The 17,181-nt window shown below is 61.4% G+C and carries 12 protein-coding genes; 3 read left to right on the top strand and 9 right to left on the bottom strand.

Translation table 11 applies throughout. The features are described 5' to 3' along the window. Nucleotides 1–77: 77 nt before the first annotated feature. From ABGM93_RS11785 to ABGM93_RS11765, 5 genes are all read right to left on the bottom strand, one after another. Nucleotides 78–1,628 (bottom strand): AMP-binding protein, encoded by a 1,551-nt coding sequence (locus ABGM93_RS11785; RefSeq protein WP_321505860.1) that lies wholly within the window; start codon nt 1,626–1,628, stop codon nt 78–80. Then, complete coding sequence (locus ABGM93_RS11780; protein ID WP_321499645.1) at nt 1,628–3,658, bottom strand: class I tRNA ligase family protein; 2,031 nt, start codon at nt 3,656–3,658, stop codon at nt 1,628–1,630. Before ABGM93_RS11780 ends, ABGM93_RS11785 begins: the two co-directional genes overlap by 1 nt. After that, a complete protein-coding gene (locus ABGM93_RS11775) occupies nt 3,645–4,715 on the bottom strand; it encodes an FAD-dependent oxidoreductase (RefSeq protein WP_321499643.1) in 1,071 nt (356 codons plus the stop codon). The genes ABGM93_RS11780 and ABGM93_RS11775 overlap by 14 nt, the downstream gene beginning before the upstream one ends. Nucleotides 4,716–4,717: 2 nt before the next feature. After that, nucleotides 4,718–6,007: a SidA/IucD/PvdA family monooxygenase gene (locus tag ABGM93_RS11770; protein WP_321499642.1), complete on the bottom strand. Its 1,290-nt coding sequence runs from the start codon at nt 6,005–6,007 to the stop codon at nt 4,718–4,720. A 521-nt stretch (nt 6,008–6,528) separates the two neighbouring features. Then, a complete protein-coding gene (locus ABGM93_RS11765) occupies nt 6,529–7,101 on the bottom strand; it encodes a TetR/AcrR family transcriptional regulator (RefSeq protein WP_321499640.1) in 573 nt (190 codons plus the stop codon). 71 nt (nt 7,102–7,172) lie between these two features. On the opposite strand from ABGM93_RS11765, the gene ABGM93_RS11760 reads away from it, so the two are divergent. From ABGM93_RS11760 to ABGM93_RS11750, 3 genes are all read left to right on the top strand, one after another. Beyond that, entirely contained in the window at nt 7,173–8,111 is a 939-nt protein-coding gene (locus tag ABGM93_RS11760) for an alpha/beta fold hydrolase (RefSeq protein WP_321499638.1), read from the top strand. 265 nt (nt 8,112–8,376) lie between these two features. Continuing rightward, nucleotides 8,377–8,652: a helix-turn-helix transcriptional regulator gene (locus tag ABGM93_RS11755; RefSeq protein WP_321499636.1), complete on the top strand. Its 276-nt coding sequence runs from the start codon at nt 8,377–8,379 to the stop codon at nt 8,650–8,652. A gap of 511 nt (nt 8,653–9,163) precedes the next feature. Continuing rightward, a complete protein-coding gene (locus ABGM93_RS11750) occupies nt 9,164–10,381 on the top strand; it encodes an acetate/propionate family kinase (protein ID WP_321499634.1) in 1,218 nt (405 codons plus the stop codon). 26 nt (nt 10,382–10,407) lie between these two features. Here the strand turns inward: ABGM93_RS11750 and ABGM93_RS11745 are convergent, their stop codons facing one another. The 4 genes from ABGM93_RS11745 to ABGM93_RS11730 form a co-directional block, all read right to left on the bottom strand. Continuing rightward, nucleotides 10,408–10,608: a DUF3883 domain-containing protein gene (locus ABGM93_RS11745; protein WP_321499632.1), complete on the bottom strand. Its 201-nt coding sequence runs from the start codon at nt 10,606–10,608 to the stop codon at nt 10,408–10,410. Further along, nucleotides 10,526–11,245, bottom strand: coding sequence for a hypothetical protein (locus ABGM93_RS11740; protein ID WP_321499630.1), 720 nt, complete (start codon nt 11,243–11,245; stop codon nt 10,526–10,528). Before ABGM93_RS11740 ends, ABGM93_RS11745 begins: the two co-directional genes overlap by 83 nt. A 137-nt stretch (nt 11,246–11,382) precedes the next feature. After that, nucleotides 11,383–16,215 carry an autotransporter domain-containing protein gene (locus tag ABGM93_RS11735; protein ID WP_321499628.1) on the bottom strand — a complete coding sequence of 1,611 codons (4,833 nt, stop codon included), beginning with the start codon at nt 16,213–16,215 and terminating at the stop codon, nt 11,383–11,385. A gap of 107 nt (nt 16,216–16,322) precedes the next feature. Beyond that, nucleotides 16,323–17,126: a helix-turn-helix transcriptional regulator gene (locus tag ABGM93_RS11730; RefSeq protein WP_321499626.1), complete on the bottom strand. Its 804-nt coding sequence runs from the start codon at nt 17,124–17,126 to the stop codon at nt 16,323–16,325. Nucleotides 17,127–17,181: the final 55 nt, after the last annotated feature.

Genomic DNA, 17,181 nt, shown 5'->3' with positions numbered 1-17,181 from the left:
CAGATCGCCGCTCGATGCGGACCGGTCCTTTGCAATAAAGAGGATTTGGTCTCTGACCGTGTTTTCAATATTGTTCATCAAAACTGCTCATATGCTTGCGTGATGTCGTCTGCGTAATGTTTCAAAATGGCGGAACGCTTCAGCTTGCCTTGGGATGTCAGCAAGCCGGCTTCCATTGTGAACCCGTCCTCCACGATGATCGTCAGAGCCAATGGTTCCGGTTTCAGGTCCCGGGTCGCTTGCCGGATCGCCGCCTTCACCTGCGCGGGCTCATGCCCGGGGGCGGGGCACACAAGCGCGCCGAGTGCGGGAAAGCCGGTTCCGATCACCATCGCCTGCCTGACCTCTGGCAGACGCAAAAGCGTTTCTTCGATCGATCGAACGGTAAGCGTCTTGCCATTGGTCAGCACGATGAGGTCATCGGCTCGGCCCTTGATGTAGAGATAACCGTCATCGTCCAGATGCCCGAGATCGCCCGTGATCACCGAGCCATCTTCCTGGAAGATCTTCTCCGAAGCGCCCGGCGCGGCATAGAGGTAGCGGGTGTTGACCGGGTGCTCCCGGCGAACATGGATGATCCCGTCGGGCGAGACAGTCACCTTTACGCCGTCGAGAGGCTTGCCGACGCTGCCGCGCTTATGCGCACCTGGATGGTTCTTGGTCACGATGCAGGTTTCATTCAATCCATAGCCCTCAAAGATGGGCACACCGCATGTTTCCTCAAAAAACTGGAGCGTATCGGGACGCGCCGCCGCAGATCCGGTCCACAAGTACCGGATGTCGGGGCCGAAGAAGTCTCTGGCGGTCTCGCGCAGGCTCGCGTCAGTGCCGTCTCCCGAACAGGAAAGCTCCACATACTCTTTCAACGTGTCGAAAAGCGCGGGGATCCCCATGATGACGGTTGGCTTGTAGGTCTGGATCGTCTCGATCACGAGCCGGGAATCCGTGACGATCACGTCATGCTCAAAGACAATCGCCGAGTAGATCCAGTAGCGTTGCTGCAGCAGGGAGAGCGGCAGAACCACGAGCAACCGATCTGATCCGCCATGCGCGAAAAGGGCCTGCGTTGCCTGTATCGACTGATTTATGCTGCCGGTCGTCGCGCCCAGGCCCTTGGCTTGTCCCGTGCTTCCCGACGTGAACTTAATGGTGCAGACGTCTGACGGCGCATAGGCGCGGAAAGAGGGCAGCTCGGTCTGGCGATTGCGCTCATCCAGCTTCGGCACCTGTTCAATGGGCAGCACGCGATTGGGCTCTGCTTCCCGTCCCGCATGCCCTTTGCCGACGAAAAGCACCGCCAGATCGTAATTCGTCACCAGATCGCTCCGGTCGGAAAAGGCCACCGGATCAAACGCCGCCGTCACGATACCCAGCCGCAGCGCGGCGAGATCCAGAAGGATGTATTCCAGGCAGTTGAGCGCGAGAATGCCGACCCGGTCGCCCCGCTTAAGGCCCCGCTCCAGCAGCCAGGCAGCCACGTTCTCCACCATTGTCTGAAGTCTGGACAGCGCGACGACCTGCGGCTTTGCCCCAATGGCATTGACGATCAGGTCGCAATCCGTTGGCCAATCCTTCTCAAACAGCGTGTTTGGAATATCGATCTTCGCAGAACTGACGGTCTGTAGCATCACGCGGCATCCGTTCTGTCCATGTCGAACTCCCGGTTGCCGATCTCGGGCGAGAAGAACCGGCGGTCGGCCAGATCAATCCGGTTCCCGACAGGCAGCAGTTCCACAACCTGCGGCCAGGTTTCTAATGGATCGCATCCCAGGCCCGCACGCAGCGCCGCCGAAAAGCGCGGCATCAGGGGGGCTGTGAGATCGGCCAGGAGCAGAGCGGCCGCCAGCTGAAGGGCAACCGTGGTGCGTGCCCGATCCGCGAAGGCATCGTCTTCCGTCAGGTGACTTTGCGCGGCGACGAACCGTGTCGTGTCCTCCACGAGCTGATTGATCGCGCGGCCGACCTGATTGAGCGAGAAGCCCTCGGACGTGTAGAGCGCGGAAACCTCCGTCCGGCATGCCTCAAGCGTCCGCAGAAAAGCCTTGTGATCGAGGCTCCAGTCCCCGGCATCCGGCGTCACGCCCGCGTATTTCCGCGAAACGGTCTGACCGAGCTGGTTGAGCCATGCCTGCCAGGTTTCGATCAGATGTGTGTTCGTGGACCTCAGTGCCTCGATCGAGAAATTCGTCCGCTCGACTTCGCCGCGCGTCAGGGCCAGGTGGAAGCGCACACAGTCGACGGTTTCCTCGCTGAGCACTTCCTTGCCCCAGACCGCCCGTCGCCGGCTCGTGGAGAATTTCTCTCCGCCCAGGCAATAGAACTCGTTCACCTGATAGTCGATCTTCGGAGCCCAGTCCGGGAAGGCGGCCTTGTAGAGAGCCGGGTAGAGGATCGCGTGGTAGAAGCTGTTATCGTAGCCGAAGAAATGGACGAACCTCCAGTTGTCGTCAGGGGACAGGGCATCCCAGTTCTGACCAACCTTCTTGCCAACGGCCTCGATTCCATAAAGGAAGCCATATGACATTTCCGGCCAGGCCCATATCACCTGTTCGGGGATTTCAGGATCGTCCGTCGTGACGCCCCACGGCTGGGGGTGTGTGATCGGGATCGTCGTCTCGTCGCGGTCCAGAACCTTTGTGGCCAGCGAAAGGATCCGGGGCGCTGCCTTAAATTCCTTCAGGGGCTCAAGGATCGCGGGTGAAAACGCGCTCAGGTCGATCGCGTAGCGCGCGCACTGTGCGGTAATGGGGTGCCCGCCAGAGATTTTGGAGACCGGAGCAATCAGGTCATAGGCGAGGTTCGGCTGCCCGCACTCTTCGCAAATATTGCCGCCCGTGCCAGAGCCGCAGGTGGGGCATCTGCCGGAGATATCGCACTCATAGAGATACTGGTTCGTCTCCGGGTCGAACGCCGCTGGCTGAAGCGTCTTCTTGATCTGGCCAGACGCGATCAGCCGGTTGAAAAACCGTTTCAGGCCTTCCTGGTAGCCGGGCGCATGGGAGGAGATGGTGAACTGGTCGAGATGAACATCCAGAAGAGCGAGGGTGTCCTGGATCTCGCTTGCGTAATAGTCCGCGACCTCCTGAGGGGTCTTGTTCATCTGCTTGCCGCGGGCAATGACGTAGCTTTGGAAGTCATCGCTTCCGGTTATGTGAAAGGCCTGTCGACCGAGCAGTTTCTGAAACCGCGTGAAGACGTCCGCGCCGAAATAGGGGCCGGAGAGATGGCCGAGATGCAGGTCGCCATTCGGGGTTGGCGGGGTCGAGAAGACGAAGCAGGGGGGATGCGTGTCTGCCTGGGGTGCGCTGGCCTTCGTCGCCTCCGCGGTGGTCGCGCCATCGCGCCAGTAGACGGTTGCGAAGACGAGCGGTGTGTCGCCGGTGTTGCGCAGCACGTGTTTCTCAAAGGGAGGGGCTGCAATGAAGTCGCCCTGATTGACCGGTGCGGTTGCGCCATCATCGGCTTCAAGGATGCCGCTGCCCTGCAATATCGTGAAAGCTTCGCACTCATCGTGACGATGAAAATCCGTCGCCTCCCCGGCCGCAATGATCCCGAACGCAAAACCGTGACGGTCCACATCCGGGAATGCCTCCAGCGAAGCCATCTTGATTCCGAATATGTCGGAGAAAACCTGCTCGTCCTGCCTAAAGATCTTCATAAGACAATCCCATCGTCGAATATGCTTCAGTCAATTGCAAAACGTCACGCGCGATTGCAGGCGCCAGCCGATAACCTGATCCGTTGGCTGCACCCGCGAAAATGATCCTGCCATTTTCGGTCAGGGACTTTACGATCGGCGCGCCGGTCGAGCTGTAGGCATCGCAGAAGACCTGTCCGCCCAGCGTGGCGCGCCGGAAGTCGGGAGCGACCTTCGCCAGCACCTCCAGCCCCTGGTCCACGTCCTGCGGAGTGATCCGTCCATGACAGTCCTGCGGAGAGACACCCCATTGGGTTCTCGTGAAGCTGAAGAGATACTTGGCGCCGTTTTCCAGCGGCAGGAAGAAGGCGTCATCATCGAAGAAGAGATCCGCGACGGCCTCGACATTCGCTCGGTTTTCCAGATGAAGGGCCACGACACGCTTGATACGGATGCCCAGATCCTGCGTGTAAGGGGTGAACTCGGGTTCCAGTGCCCACGGCCCGGGGCAAAGAACGATCTGGTCTGCGCGCAGGCTCTGCCCGTCTTGCGTGATGAGCTCCACGCAATCCTCCGCTTCCCTGATGGCCGAGATCTTCAGCCCGAACCGGGTTTGCAGGCGATCCGCCATCCGGCCGCGGTAAAACCGCACGAGTGCCGGGACGTCGGCCACCTGCGCGTTCTCAACAGCCCAAACCGGTGTGGCGGCATCCGAGGGGGCTATCGCGCCGGGCAAAACGTCCCTGTCCGTCCGTGTCAGCGGGCTGGTGAAAATCGTCGCGAGCGTTTCAGCGTCATGCCTTGCGGAATGAACCCGCAAGGATAACGGTGTAATCGGAACTTCAGGATGTTCGGCCTTGAGATTGCGGTAGTAGCGCTCGCTGAAAAGGCTCATCTCCCGGACGCGCTCATTGCGTCCCAGGGGAAAATGCAGGCCCGCCGACCGGGCGGAGGCGCCCGTGGCCGGGAGATCCTGCTCAATCAGCGTGAGGGAGCAGGAAGGAGAATTGTCGAGCAACATCGACGCAACCGAATAGCCGATGATGCCGCCGCCAATGATGATGATTGACTGTTTCATGACTATGCCGTCCGCAGGGCTTTGCCGGGAAGGGCCACATGCGGGCCCCAGCACACCGAAGAGGTTTCCGGTTCGGTTGCGACCGGGCGGCCGAGAATACGCTGCATCATCTTGGCGCTGCGCCATGCGGTCAGGCTGAGATTGGGGTCAGAGAGCCCCTTCTGTGCACGGCTCGCATTGTGGATGAAGATTGGCCTGTTTGAGGGGCCGTTCCAGCGGGCTGCAAAACTGCCGTCTACGGAAATCTCGTCATTGTCGCTGTGAAGCCGGTCCTCGATCGGGCTGAGGAACTCGATCGCGGCGTTTTTGTAGCCGGTGGCCCAGATGACGATGTCGACGGGCAGCATCTCATGCTGTTTGGTGTCGCCATGGAGCATCTTGACCACCCAGGACGCACCGTCGCGGATGACGTTTTCCACCGCGCGGTTTGGCAGGAGATTTACCGTGTTGGGGGTGTCTCGCACGAAGCGGCGCAGATACAGGCTCTGGTAGATCTCGCGCAGCGTGGATTCCGTTATCCCGTCGCTCGCCAGCACGTTCTCTTTCAGAAACTCTCTGCGGGTATGCGCCGGCAGGGAGGAGAAGTAGTCTTGGTGGCACGGCATGAACAGATCGTTGGTAAAGGGAGAGTCGTCCAGAGGCGCATAGCGATCGCGCCGGGAGACCCATGTGATCTGTGCAGGCGCGTCCGAGCCATCGCGGTTCAGCAGATCCTGAAAGACTTCGGCCCCGGACTGTCCTGATCCGACGACCGCGATCCGTTTCCCGGCGAGACGGTGTGAGTGGCTCAGATAGTCTGCGCTGTGGAACATCGTTTCCCCGATGCCCTGCTCGGCGAATTGCGGCACGGACGGCACCTTGCCGACAGCGATGGAAATGCACTCGGCCCGCAACTGCCGCTTCGAGGTCGCGACGAGGAAATCGCCGTCGAAGTCGATCCGTTCCACCTCTTCTCCAAAGCAGACATTCTCGTTCTTGTTGGCGGCCCAGTGCAGGTATTGCGTGAATTCCTGGCGCGTGATCGCGTCGAATTGGGCGTTGAGGAACTGGTACATCCTGCCCGTTTCGTGGAGGTAGGCGAGAAAGGAAAACGGATTGGTAGGATCGGCGAGGGTCACCAGGTCCTTCAGAAACGACACCTGCAATGTGGCATTGGGCAGCTGAAGTCCGGGATGCCAGGAAAACTCCGCCTGCTTCTCTATGAACTGATTTGACAAACCTGTTGGGTGGATCAGTGAAGCCAGGCTGAGGTTGGATGGTCCTGCACCCACGCCGACAATATTAACTCTCATAAAAGTCTCCCTAATCCGGAAGTATCCTTCCGGATGTAAAGTAACTGCCTATCAAATATTCAGTTCATATATGGAAAATGATATTATTGATATTTGTTCGGAATGAATATGTCTAAATACGAACGCTATATGTTTATCATCTCTGCTTCAACTAACAGAATAGGTAGGGGGATTGGACCCTCCGCAGGCCGTTTTGCCGCAAAAGGGGGGGGGCGTCACTGCGCGATGGGTGCGATCCGAGGCTGGCTGGGCCGTGGAGGGGGGCGGGAACGGCGGCTGCGTTTGCGGTCTTGCCTTCATCTTGCAACTCCGCCAGAGGCTGGCCGGTCGGCTGCCGGCCAGATGGCCCGCCGACCTGATGGCCTAACGGCCCTTGGTCCCCTCGCTCACGTCCGTCAGGATGTGCCGGTGTCGCCTGGCCTGGGCGCATGGCGATTTCCGCATTTCTGGGGCGCACTGCCCGGGTCGCAGAGCGTTTGCGTGGAGAGTGACGGCTGCGCCTTGAGGTGGTTTCGGCCAGGTCAGCCGGCGGCCTGCATGCGTTCCACGAGCAGGCGCGCCATGTCACCGGCGACCTGTATGTAAGAGGGGTCGCGGTGTAGTAGAACCGTGGAGAACGCGCCCTCCATGAGAACCATGATCTCCTTTGCGATCGCCTCTGCCTCGCCGGGGCTCACATAGGATTCCAGTTCGCTGGCCAGCCAGGTTTCGACGCGTTTCTTGTGCTGGCGCGCAGCCTGCAAGGCGGGGTGGCCGGGTGTCTTCACCAGTTCGACGCTCGTCCTGAGAAAGCCGCAGCCCTTCCAGCGTGGATTGCGTGCGAGCGTCTCCAGCCGTTCGAAAATGCCGCGAACCTTGTCAGGAACGGTCCCCTCGGTTTCCCTGAACCAAGTCTGGAACTGCGTGATGTTCAGTTCGTCGCAGGCCCGCAGGTAATCGGCGATAATGTCGTCTTTGCTCTGGAAGTGATAGTAGATCGTCCGTTTCGTCAGCTTCGCCTCTGCCGCGATCATGTCCACGCTGACGTCACGAATTCCCTCGTTCCGAAAGAGCTTTTTTGCTGCATTTACAATGGATTCCTTCGTAGATGTCATGTCAGACGCCTCCTCTCCGGTATACCCACTAGTGAGTGTACTAAAGCGCAGGTGCGCGTAAACATCAAGGAATGATGACGAGCGAATCCTATTACCGGCACATAAAAGTAGAAGAGGTATCCATCGCTTGTAGCGATGGGGTATCACTTGGCGGTCATGTCTGGCATGGCGAAGGGCCGGGCCCGCATGGTTGCGTGATCATCAATAACGCTACGGGCGTATTGGCGAAATATTATCATAGGTATGCCCGTTTCCTCGCCGAACGTGGTTTCGATGTCCTGACCTACGATTATCGGGGGATCGGGGCGTCGAGGCCTGCAAATCTCGCCGGATGCAAGTTTCGCTGGCGAGATTGGGGGGCGCTGGATTTCGAGGCGGCGATCCATTTCATGCGGCGCCGCTTTCCCGGTACCCCCATCAAGGTGGTTGGCCACAGTGTCGGCGGATATCTGCCCGGACTGGCCGCGAGCGCGGCACAGCTCGATCGCATGCTGACGGTCGGTGCCCAATATGCCTGGTTCGGCGACTATGCGCGCAATCACCGGGTGACCATGTTCCTGAAATGGCATGTGATCATGCCGCTCTTGACCGCCATTGTCGGCTATTTCCCAGGCAAGCGTCTGGGGTGGCTGGAGGACTTGCCCGCAGGTGTCGCCTATGAGTGGAGCTTCCGCCGACCGAGGTTCGAAGTGGCCTATGACGTCACCGAAAGGTCGGAGGTCCTCTCTCGCATAGGATCCGTGACGGCGCCGATCCTCGCGCTTTCCATGTCGGATGACGAATTCGGCACGCCGGAGGCGATCGGACGCACGCTTTCCTACTACACGAACGCGAAACGGACGATCGTGTGCCTGAACCCGAAGGACGTCGGTCAGGAGAAGGTCGGGCACTTCAACCTGTTTCATGACAGTCACTCCAGCGGTTTCTGGCTCGATACGCTTGTGTGGCTGCGTGGCGGGGTCAATCCCTGGCCGAACAAGATCGCCCGCTTCTTGCAGGAGAACCCGTGAAGGGAGGATTTCCAGGACGGTTCGGGGCGCTGCTGGAAGGGGGATTTGGCGGCGATAGCGGTTCCCCGCCGAGCTTTCTCGGCTTGATCATCCGGCTGTCCTCAGGAGGTATACCTATGAGGTAATGGACACCGGGTTCCCGGCATCATAACGTTTCAGAAGTTCACTAAATCAGGAATAGAGGTCGTTAGTCGAAATATAGTTTATCTGAACAATTAATATAAAAATGAAATAATTCGCACCGATAGAATAGAGAGTATATTCCATGGCCGATAAATTGCTTACGGAACGGGAAGCGGAAGTTCTGACCTGGGCGGCTCACGGTAAAACGTCGAGAGAGATTTCCGATATTCTGAAAATATCCGCAAATACGGTGAATTTTCACATCAAGAACGTCTTGTTCAAGCTTGGCGCCGTGAACCGGTCATCGGCTGTGGTCGCGGCGATCATGGCGGGCGAGATCGACGTGACCCCGCAATGGTGCCTGCCTATTGCAAGGCAGCCGGTGGGAATGGAACGGCTTGCGCTGGCCGAGGCCTGAGCCGTCGCCGGTGCGCCGCCTTTCAGGCGGCGTCGGCGCTTGAGCTGGGCGCAGGCGGGTCCCCCGAACGCAGATTGTGCCCGGCGGTGGGTGCGGCAAGCGCCGGAACATGTTCTTGGCAGCGTGCCGGAGGCAGCATCCATCCCTTTCGGCAAATGCCCCCGGTGACCTGGGTCGCCGGGGGTTTTTTTGTGGTTGATCATCAGGGGGCTGCTCTTTCGTCAGCCGAATTTGGAGCTTAAGTCCGTTTGAAGGAGGTCCAAACAAGCCGTTGCGACGCGGCGTGGGTCTGCGCCAAGCGCATGGAGGACGCGCGCGCAAGAGCCTGGATCGCGAAATCCGCGGCATCTGACGGTGCGGTCTCGAGTGCTTTGCGCGTCCGTGCCCCCTGTTACACACAGCCTGGCCCGCCTCGCGCCTGCGTCAAGCAATGCAAGGAGCGGGAAGGCTTGCCCGAAACTGGCAATAGAATAGGGTGATGCCGCCGCGCCGAACCTGGAGACCGCGAACCATGCTCGACACTTCCTCTTTGAACTGTGGATCTCTTCTTGTGCTCAACAGCGGTTCATCGTCCGTGAAGTTCACGGCTTTCCGTGTCGCGAAGGCGGGGCAGGTCGCTCCGTTGTTTTCCGGGCAACTGTCGGGCATCGGAACGGACGCGCGGCTATCGGCCCGCTCGGCCGACGGGGACGTGATCGCCAGTGCCTCCTGGGCGGAGCGCGACACCGGCGGCGTACCTGTGCTTTTGCCGGACCTGCTGGCATGGATCGAGACGCACCTGCCCTCTGATCTGCCTCTGTTGGCGGCTGGGCACCGCGTGGTTCACGGCGGACGCAACCTCCATCGCCCGGCGATCATCACAGACGATGTGCTGGTTGAACTGGAAAACATTATCCCGCTCGCCCCCCTTCACCAGCCGCAAAGTGTGGCTGCGATCAAGGCGCTCAAGGAGAGCCGCCCGGACCTTCCGCAGGCAGCCTGTTTCGACACCGCCTTCCACCACACACAGCCGCTCGTCTGTTCGACTTATGCCATCCCCCGTCATCTCAGCGAAGCTGGCGTCCACCGCTACGGCTTTCATGGTCTTTCCTACGAGTACATCGCCCGCTACCTGGGCGAGACCCTGCCGGAACTTGCAAAGGGGCGCGTCGTCGTCGCGCATCTGGGCAACGGGTCGAGCCTGTGCGGTCTGAAAGACGGCAAGAGTATCGATTCGAGCATGGGCTTTTCGGTGCTGGAAGGTGTGCCCATGGGCACACGCTGCGGCAGCCTTGATCCCGGCGTCATCATTTATCTGATGCGCAAATTCGAGATGAGCGCGGATGAATTGGAGCACCTGCTTTACCACCAGTCCGGCCTGCTGGGGATCTCGGGCGTTTCCAACGATATGCGGGTTCTGGAGGAAAGCGACGATCCCCATTGCAAGCTGGCCGTGGAGATTTTCTGCCTGCGGGTTGCCAAGGAGGTCGCCTCGCTGGCCTGTTCGATCGGCGGGCTGGACGGGATGGTCTTTACCGCGGGCATCGGGGAGAACAGCATCGGCATTCGAGCCCGGATCTGCGCGCATCTCGATTGGCTCGCAATCCTGCTCGATCCGGCGCGCAACGACGCCGGGGCAGGGCTGATTTCAAGCGACGCTTCGCTGCCTGTTCGCGTGATCCCCACCAACGAGGAGTTGATGATCGCCCTGCATACGCTTGACCTGCTCGCTTCACAGGCAGTCAGCTGAGTGCGGAAGCCTTTGGAGGGCTCAAATCACGCAAAGCCCGCCTCGAATGTGGTCGCCGTCAGGCTGACGTGGGCATCAAGCGGTGGGAGTAGTTCAAATGCCTTGGGTTCGCGTGAGAAGTTCCAGAGGCGGACCAGACACCATTCAGACCGGCGCGCATTCGCAACAGCAAGCTCGTTGCGGGTAATATGGAAGGGCGTGCGTTCCCAACCATTCGTCGTCTTCACTTCGATCAGGCGCGTCTGACCATCGGGCGCGAAACATCGCGATGTCATAGCCCGCGCCATCGCCGTCCTCCTCGGACACCCATCGGACCTTTCGTGCAAGGTCATCGCGTCCCGCCATGCGCAGGGATGTCCACTCGTGCGCAAGCATGCGCTCCTCACCGGCGCGGCCAAGGGTCCGGTTGCGCGCGTCTCGGCCCGCCGCGTCGTACGTGTGTGCAACGTGAAGCATCTGTTCCAGCTCCTGCGGGGGCGGCTGGTTCGATCGCGTGGGAGCCGGGCCGATCCAGAGCGGTGCGGATTCCTGAAGACCTGTCTCCTGGCGCGTGTGCGGTAACCGGGCGAGCCAGGCGGGGTTCATGGCCAACCACCGCGCCACTGCGTCGACCAGCGCCATTTGAAAATTGAACGCCGGCTTGTAGCCGGGGATCCAGTCCTCGCCGAGTCCCTTCAAAACCGCGCTGATATTCTGGTGCTTGAACTCGATCGAACCCTCGGAGCGGCCAGCCAGCAATGGCAGAAGCGCGCGACGATGCGCGGCCTTGCTGTAGGGGTGTCCCATGACATCCGCTTTGAGCATCGCGAAATAATCCGCGACGATCAGATCGTTTTCTTCATCGGTCCAAGGGGCATTCGACATTCGGCCAGGCTACTGTCCGCAAGACCATTTGTCATTGAAAACCAGAGGCCCAAAGGGCCTTTGGTTGTTGGTATGGCAAGGGGCGGGCTGCAAGCGCGATCGGCGGATCACGGTCGTAGAGCCGGGCCGCAGGTTCGCTAGAAGCGAACCTCAAGTCTTGCGTTGGCGCCTTGTTCCAGTGCATTGCGCCCGAAGCGGCCTTGATAGGCGAGGCCGAGCTTTGCACGGTCGCTGAAATGGAAGCGAAGGCCCGCCTGCAGGACGCCATTGTCACGATCGATCGGCGCGCCGTGAACGGAGAATGCGTTCGCGCCCCCTATTGCGAGGCGTCGCTGGGCTGTAACGCTTCCGATGGCATGCTGCCAGCCGAGACGCCCGGTCAGCTCGGTAGTCATGCCCTCACGGGTCGCGAGGGTCTTGGACAGGCGCATGCCGAGGTTTGTTGACCCGAAGAGCTGCGAAGACGCCTTGCCGGAAAGCGCCACCCCGGCGGATCCCGACTCTTCCACGGCGCCCGCATGGTGGTGAACCGCCGCGAGGCCGGCATAGGGCTCAAGCGCGAGCCAGGGCGTCTCGAACCGATAGGAGACGTCCGCGAAGGCCTGCGCGGTGCGCGATCCGTAGTCGGCGGTCAGGGTCTCGTCGATGCCGCCAAAGGCGACGTGACGGTTGGTCGAGACTTCGTGCCAGCTGTGAGAGGCCCCGGCCTCGACGCGGAGGGCGCCGGAACGGAGCGCGCCATAGGCGCCAAGCGTGAAGCTCTCCGAGTTTGCACTCGAAGCGCGCTTGTCGATGCTTGCCGTCGATTGGCTGAAGCCTGCCAACAGGCCGAGCCTGATATCCCGCGTCGGGTTGGATTCCAGACCAATCAGCCCGCCGCCAGTGGTGCTCGAAAGCCGGGCGGCATTGCCATCGCCCTGGAACACAGCATAGGTGCCCTGCATTTGCCCCCAGATCTGCAGGTTGGTGAGTGGCGGCTGCGCGGTCGAGCGAGCCGCCACAGTGTCCCGTGGCGCGAAGCTGGCGAAGCTGCTCGCAATGCGGTTGGTGACCGCATCGCGCAGACGGGCACTTTCACTCACGAACAGGGATGGCAGGGAGGCGTGGATTTCGCCGGACAGACTGTCATAGGCAGCCCGGGCCGATGCGGAGTCGAGGCCGATCAGCGCGCCATAGAGCGTGTCGGCCGTTGCCGGACTGTCGAGGCTCGTGGCAACGGCCCGCTGCGTGGCGGTCTGTGCCTGCGAGACAAAGCTAGAGCTGTTGCGGGTCAGTTCCAGCACCACCGCGTTCGACTGGTAGATGAGCGCGGCATCCAGGAAAGCGAAGTTCTCCGTCACGTGGTCAAAACTTCCAAAGACACCGCCTGCGCCGGTGAGGATCGTGTAGCGGGTCGAGGGGGCAAGAGGAGGCGTGCTTCCACTCAAGAGCGAAACATTGACCGTTCCGCCGGTCAGGTCGACCCGTCCGCTTGCTGCCGTCAGATCGCTCCGCCCGGTCTCGTCCACCTCGATGGCGTAGATGCTGCCCGGACCGAAGGAGATGTTGCCGGCCACGTTGATGGTCCCGATCGAGTTGCCGGGCGCAAGCGTTCCGCCGGAGACCAGCGAGAGGCCGCCGACCGTGCCCACGCCCTGGAGCCGCGCGCCCTCATTGACGGTGAACCCGCCGTCTAGCGTCGTATCGAGCGTGTAGATAACCCCTGAATGCAGGCCGACATCGCCGCTGAAGTTCGACTGAAGTCGCACCGCGCCGGTGCGGTAGATCTCGGCAGATCCGGTGAAGCCGGAATAATCGCCCGACAGCAGCGTCTCGCCGCTGACAAAGGCAAGCGTGCCGTCGCCGGTGACATCCGCCGCAAAGTCATAGGCCGCATCCGTGTGGTTGAAGACGATCTTGCCATCGCCTGCGCCAACGGAAACCGTGTCGGCCAAAAGTTTCCCCGCGCCGACCGGTGCCGATCCTTCTTCTGCGCCAAAGACCAGAGTGCCACTGGAGCCCGCAATTGCACCGAGTTCGAGGATCCCGGTTCCGCCGCCGATTTCGGCGACGCCCCCCTCCGACACCACAAGCTTTCCCTGACCGCCGGAGCCGCTGCCCACCACCGCCGTGGCGACCGTAAGGCGGCTGTCGGTTCCCGAGACTGTAACCCGGGCGCTTGAGGCGCTGCCGACGTCAAGCGTGTTGGCGCTGACGATGCCCTTGTTCCAGATCCACAGGTTGCCGCTTCCACTGCCGCCGGTCTCTCCGAGCTTCAGGTCCGTACCGATGGTCCAGCGCGTTCCCTCACCCGAGATCTCGACATCGGCATCGCCGGTGCCGGCTGCGGTAATCGCACCACGCCCGCTTGTCATGGTCTTCCCGCCACCGATGCTGATGATGCCCTCATCAACGCCGATCGTGCCGGAAACGGTCGTGTTGCCGCGCAGGAACACGGTCCCGAAACCCGTTTTCGTGAAGGTGCCCAGGCCGGTGATTTCGCCGGAAAATCCGGTGACGTCGTCCTGATCCAGAACGAGATCGGCCTCAGAGCCGGTGCTGGTCAGAGTGCCGCCGGTGCCCCACAGCAGCGACACCGTCAGGTCATGGCCGGCGAGGTCGAGGGTGCCGCCATTGATCTCGTATTGGGTGTTGTCGGCGAATGCGTTTGCGCCGCCTGCGCGCAACGTTCCGCCGTTCACCACTGTCCTACCGGTGAAGGCGGCGTTGTTGCCGGTCAGGGTCGTGGTGCCCGCATGGGCCACGATCGTCCCCCTGCCGACGATGTCGGTGGCGAAGGCGTAGGCGCTGTCTGTGTGGTTGAAGACCAGCGATCCGTTACCGTTTCCAAAGGTGAGCGAACTCGCGGTCAGGGTGCCGGCGGCGGATGCGGTTTCACCGGCGGCCGCACCGATGTTCAGGGCGCCCGTGCCGCTGAAGCGCGCCACATGGACGGTCGAGGCGGCATTCAAGGCGCCGCGCTCTTTCAGGGTCAAGTTGGCGCTTTGCCCGTTCTGGCCGATGGTCACGATGCCGGCGGCATTGATCGACGATCCTGTGCCTTGCACCGTGACCGTGGCATTCGAACCGCTCCCGTCTCCCAGGATCAGCAACTTCGATGTCGTGAGGACGCCGCCCTGGACGATGTTTACCGTGCCCTTGCTGTTGCCGCTGGAGCCAACGACCATGTTGGCATTTGCGGTCATGGACGATCCCGGTCCGGTGATGTTGAGTGTGCCCTCCGACCCACCCAGGTTGCCGACGAAGGTTTCTTCCCCGACCGACACCGCAGCCCCTTCCGCTATGGAAAGCGAGCCGCTGCCCCGGTACCCGACGCGGAGATCATCATCAATTGACCAGGAAGAGCTCGTGCCCGTCACGTTGACGGTACCGGTGCTGTTCGCGACATTGCCCAGTAAGGCGTTGTAACCGGTGGTCAGGCTGGCGCCCTCCGAGATGGTCAGGCTCCCGCTATCCCCGTCCGCATAGCCAAGATAGGCACTGTTGGAGCTCCTCAGGGACGTTCCGCTTCCTCTGAGGATCAACGTGCCGGTCTTCCCGGCGTCACCACCGAGATAGAGGCGGTAGCTGTCGAGACTGGAATCGTCCACGATCTCCAAGAGACCATCCGCGACCTGCAAATTGCTTATGGTCGCCGTCGCTTCGGCGAAATTGAGAGCGCCGCCGGAAACCGTGAGGTCGCCGAGTGCGGTGCCGGCCGTGCCTCTCATGACCCAGACGGACTCGTCTTTCTTCGATATGGCCTCGAAGCCGGTATATTTGGTGCCGATTTCAGCCAGGTTGAAGCTCGCGGTAGGGCTGATGACTCCTGCCATGATAAGCGTGTCGTGCGTGCCACCCGCGACGACATTGCCGGTGATACTTGAACCGGACCACAGCTCCAGGGTGTTAGTGCCGCCGGTGAACTCAATGGCATTGGCACGAACGCCGCTTGCGGAGAGCCCGCCGAAAATATCTCGTTTATTGACGATGGTCAGGTTCGATCCGAGAATGCCGACCCCGCCAGAACCTTCGCTTCCGGCCGGCCCCGCGCTGGCCATTATGGAAGTACCCCCCGCGCCCCCGCGTCCGCCTGCACCGCCCGTGATCGTTTCGTAGTTTTCGATAGTGAGGTTGTTGCCCGCGATGCCGGCACCACCCGCACCGCCGTTGCCGCCCCTGCCGCCATTGTTGGAGTGACGGAAGCCGCCATTGCCGCCGTCGCCACCGCGTCCCCCCGTGATTGTGCCGCGGTTCTCGATACTGCCGTCTCTAGCGGCGACGGCAGTTGCGCCGGCTCCACCGCCGCTGGCGTTCGCATTGCCGGAATCATAAGCGCCACTGCCGCCTGCACCGCCATTGCCGCCGGTTGCGGACCCGGTTAGCAGCACCGAAAATTCGCTCCCCGAAAGGGCTGTTGTTCCCGCGTCTCCCGCAGTGCTGGCGGCAGCGTCCGTTCCGTTGCCACCGTGTGCCCCGTTCTCGCCGGCCGCAGCGCCCTCCAAGGCGGCGGTGAGCGCGTTCGTGGAGGCGCCGCCCGACAGGACCAGCGATGTGCCCGATGCCGCAAATGGGGAACCGGTGATCGCGACCGGGGCGCTCGCCTGGACCGTCACGCCCGTCGCGAAAGCTGGCAATGCGCCCGAGACGGAGATGGCCGTGACGGCGGGATCAATTGCGATCACATCTCCGCTGGCGCCTGCATTGGCAATTGCCCAACTCAGCGAGCCGATGACCGTGCCGCTGCCATCATCGGTTGCCTCTGTGACCGTATAGATGGCGGCGTGAACGATCTGGCTGGACAGAGGCAGGATCACCACCGCGCACAAGGCCGTTGAGGCGAGAAGGGACAGCGAGCGCCTGCGGGCGGCGCGCGCGTGTTCCGCCGGGAGGTTGGGATCGTGTCCTGTGGGGGCAGGCTGCGCCCGGCGGTTCGCCGCGAAGCCTGTCGCATTGCCAGGCCCGCAAGCCAGTGTTTTTCTTGTGTTCATGGATCCCCCTCGGCCCGACGCTTGGCGATCGGGTGCAGCTCGTCCGCAGCGCCAGTTGTGTCAGCACTGTTTCTTGGCGCGGGAGAGGGGGGGAGTGAATCCCCTGTTCAGGGGTTATTGTTCGTTTCCAGGCCCTTGCCGAGCCAGAGGGCCATGAGGCTGGACCGGCTGGAGACCCCGTATTTGCGGAAGATCCGTTTCACGTGGTCATGGGTGGTGTGCGGGCTCTGGTTGTACTGCCCGGCGATGCGTTTTTCGGTCAGGCCAAGCAGAAGTCCCTTCAGGACGAGCTGTTCTGTGGGCGTGAGCGGCGCCGAGGCAACGCCAATCCCTTCGCCAAGCAGCTGATGCCGGTAGAACCAGCGAAGCCCGCGCAGCGCATGGAAGATCAGGGCCTGATCTTCGCGGGAGAACGGCTCTCTTTCGAAACTGCGATGGAACCCGATCTGCAACTCCGCATCGGCGCTGACGGGAATTCCCGCCCAGATGGAATCATGCCGGTCCAGGGCTTTGTAGTAGCGCAGATAGGACGGTCCCTCGAACCACTCCGGCGTGGCTAGCTCTCTCAGCAGCAGGACCCGGAACGTTCCGGCCAGTTCCACATTGCGGGTCGTGGTGATGTCTGGTTCACCCTTGTCCATTTCCGCAAAGGCCTGGTCGATGGCCTCACTGGTGAATTCGCAAGGGTTCAGCGTGAAGAGACTGCGCGGCCGCCATCCCTTCATCGGGTCGCTGCCCTGGTTCCAGTCCAGCCGCACACAGCCGATCCAGTCCGCATTCTGCGCATCCACCATCGCGCAGATCTCTTCCAGCAGAAATTTGCGCGATGCCTGGATATCCACCGCGTCAAAGGCTGAAAGGTCGTCCCACAGCTTGTAGATCCTGTCGAGACTGGAATAACCGATTTGCATGGAGGGTCCGAGAAGTGAAGGACGGCAACGGGAGTTATCTGTTTTAGGTAGCGGT

The organism is Breoghania sp. (genome assembly GCF_963674635.1).
Lineage (GTDB): Bacteria > Pseudomonadota > Alphaproteobacteria > Rhizobiales > Stappiaceae > Breoghania.
Note: the sequence above shows the minus strand (reverse complement) of the source record. Positions and strands in the feature narration are given on the sequence as shown.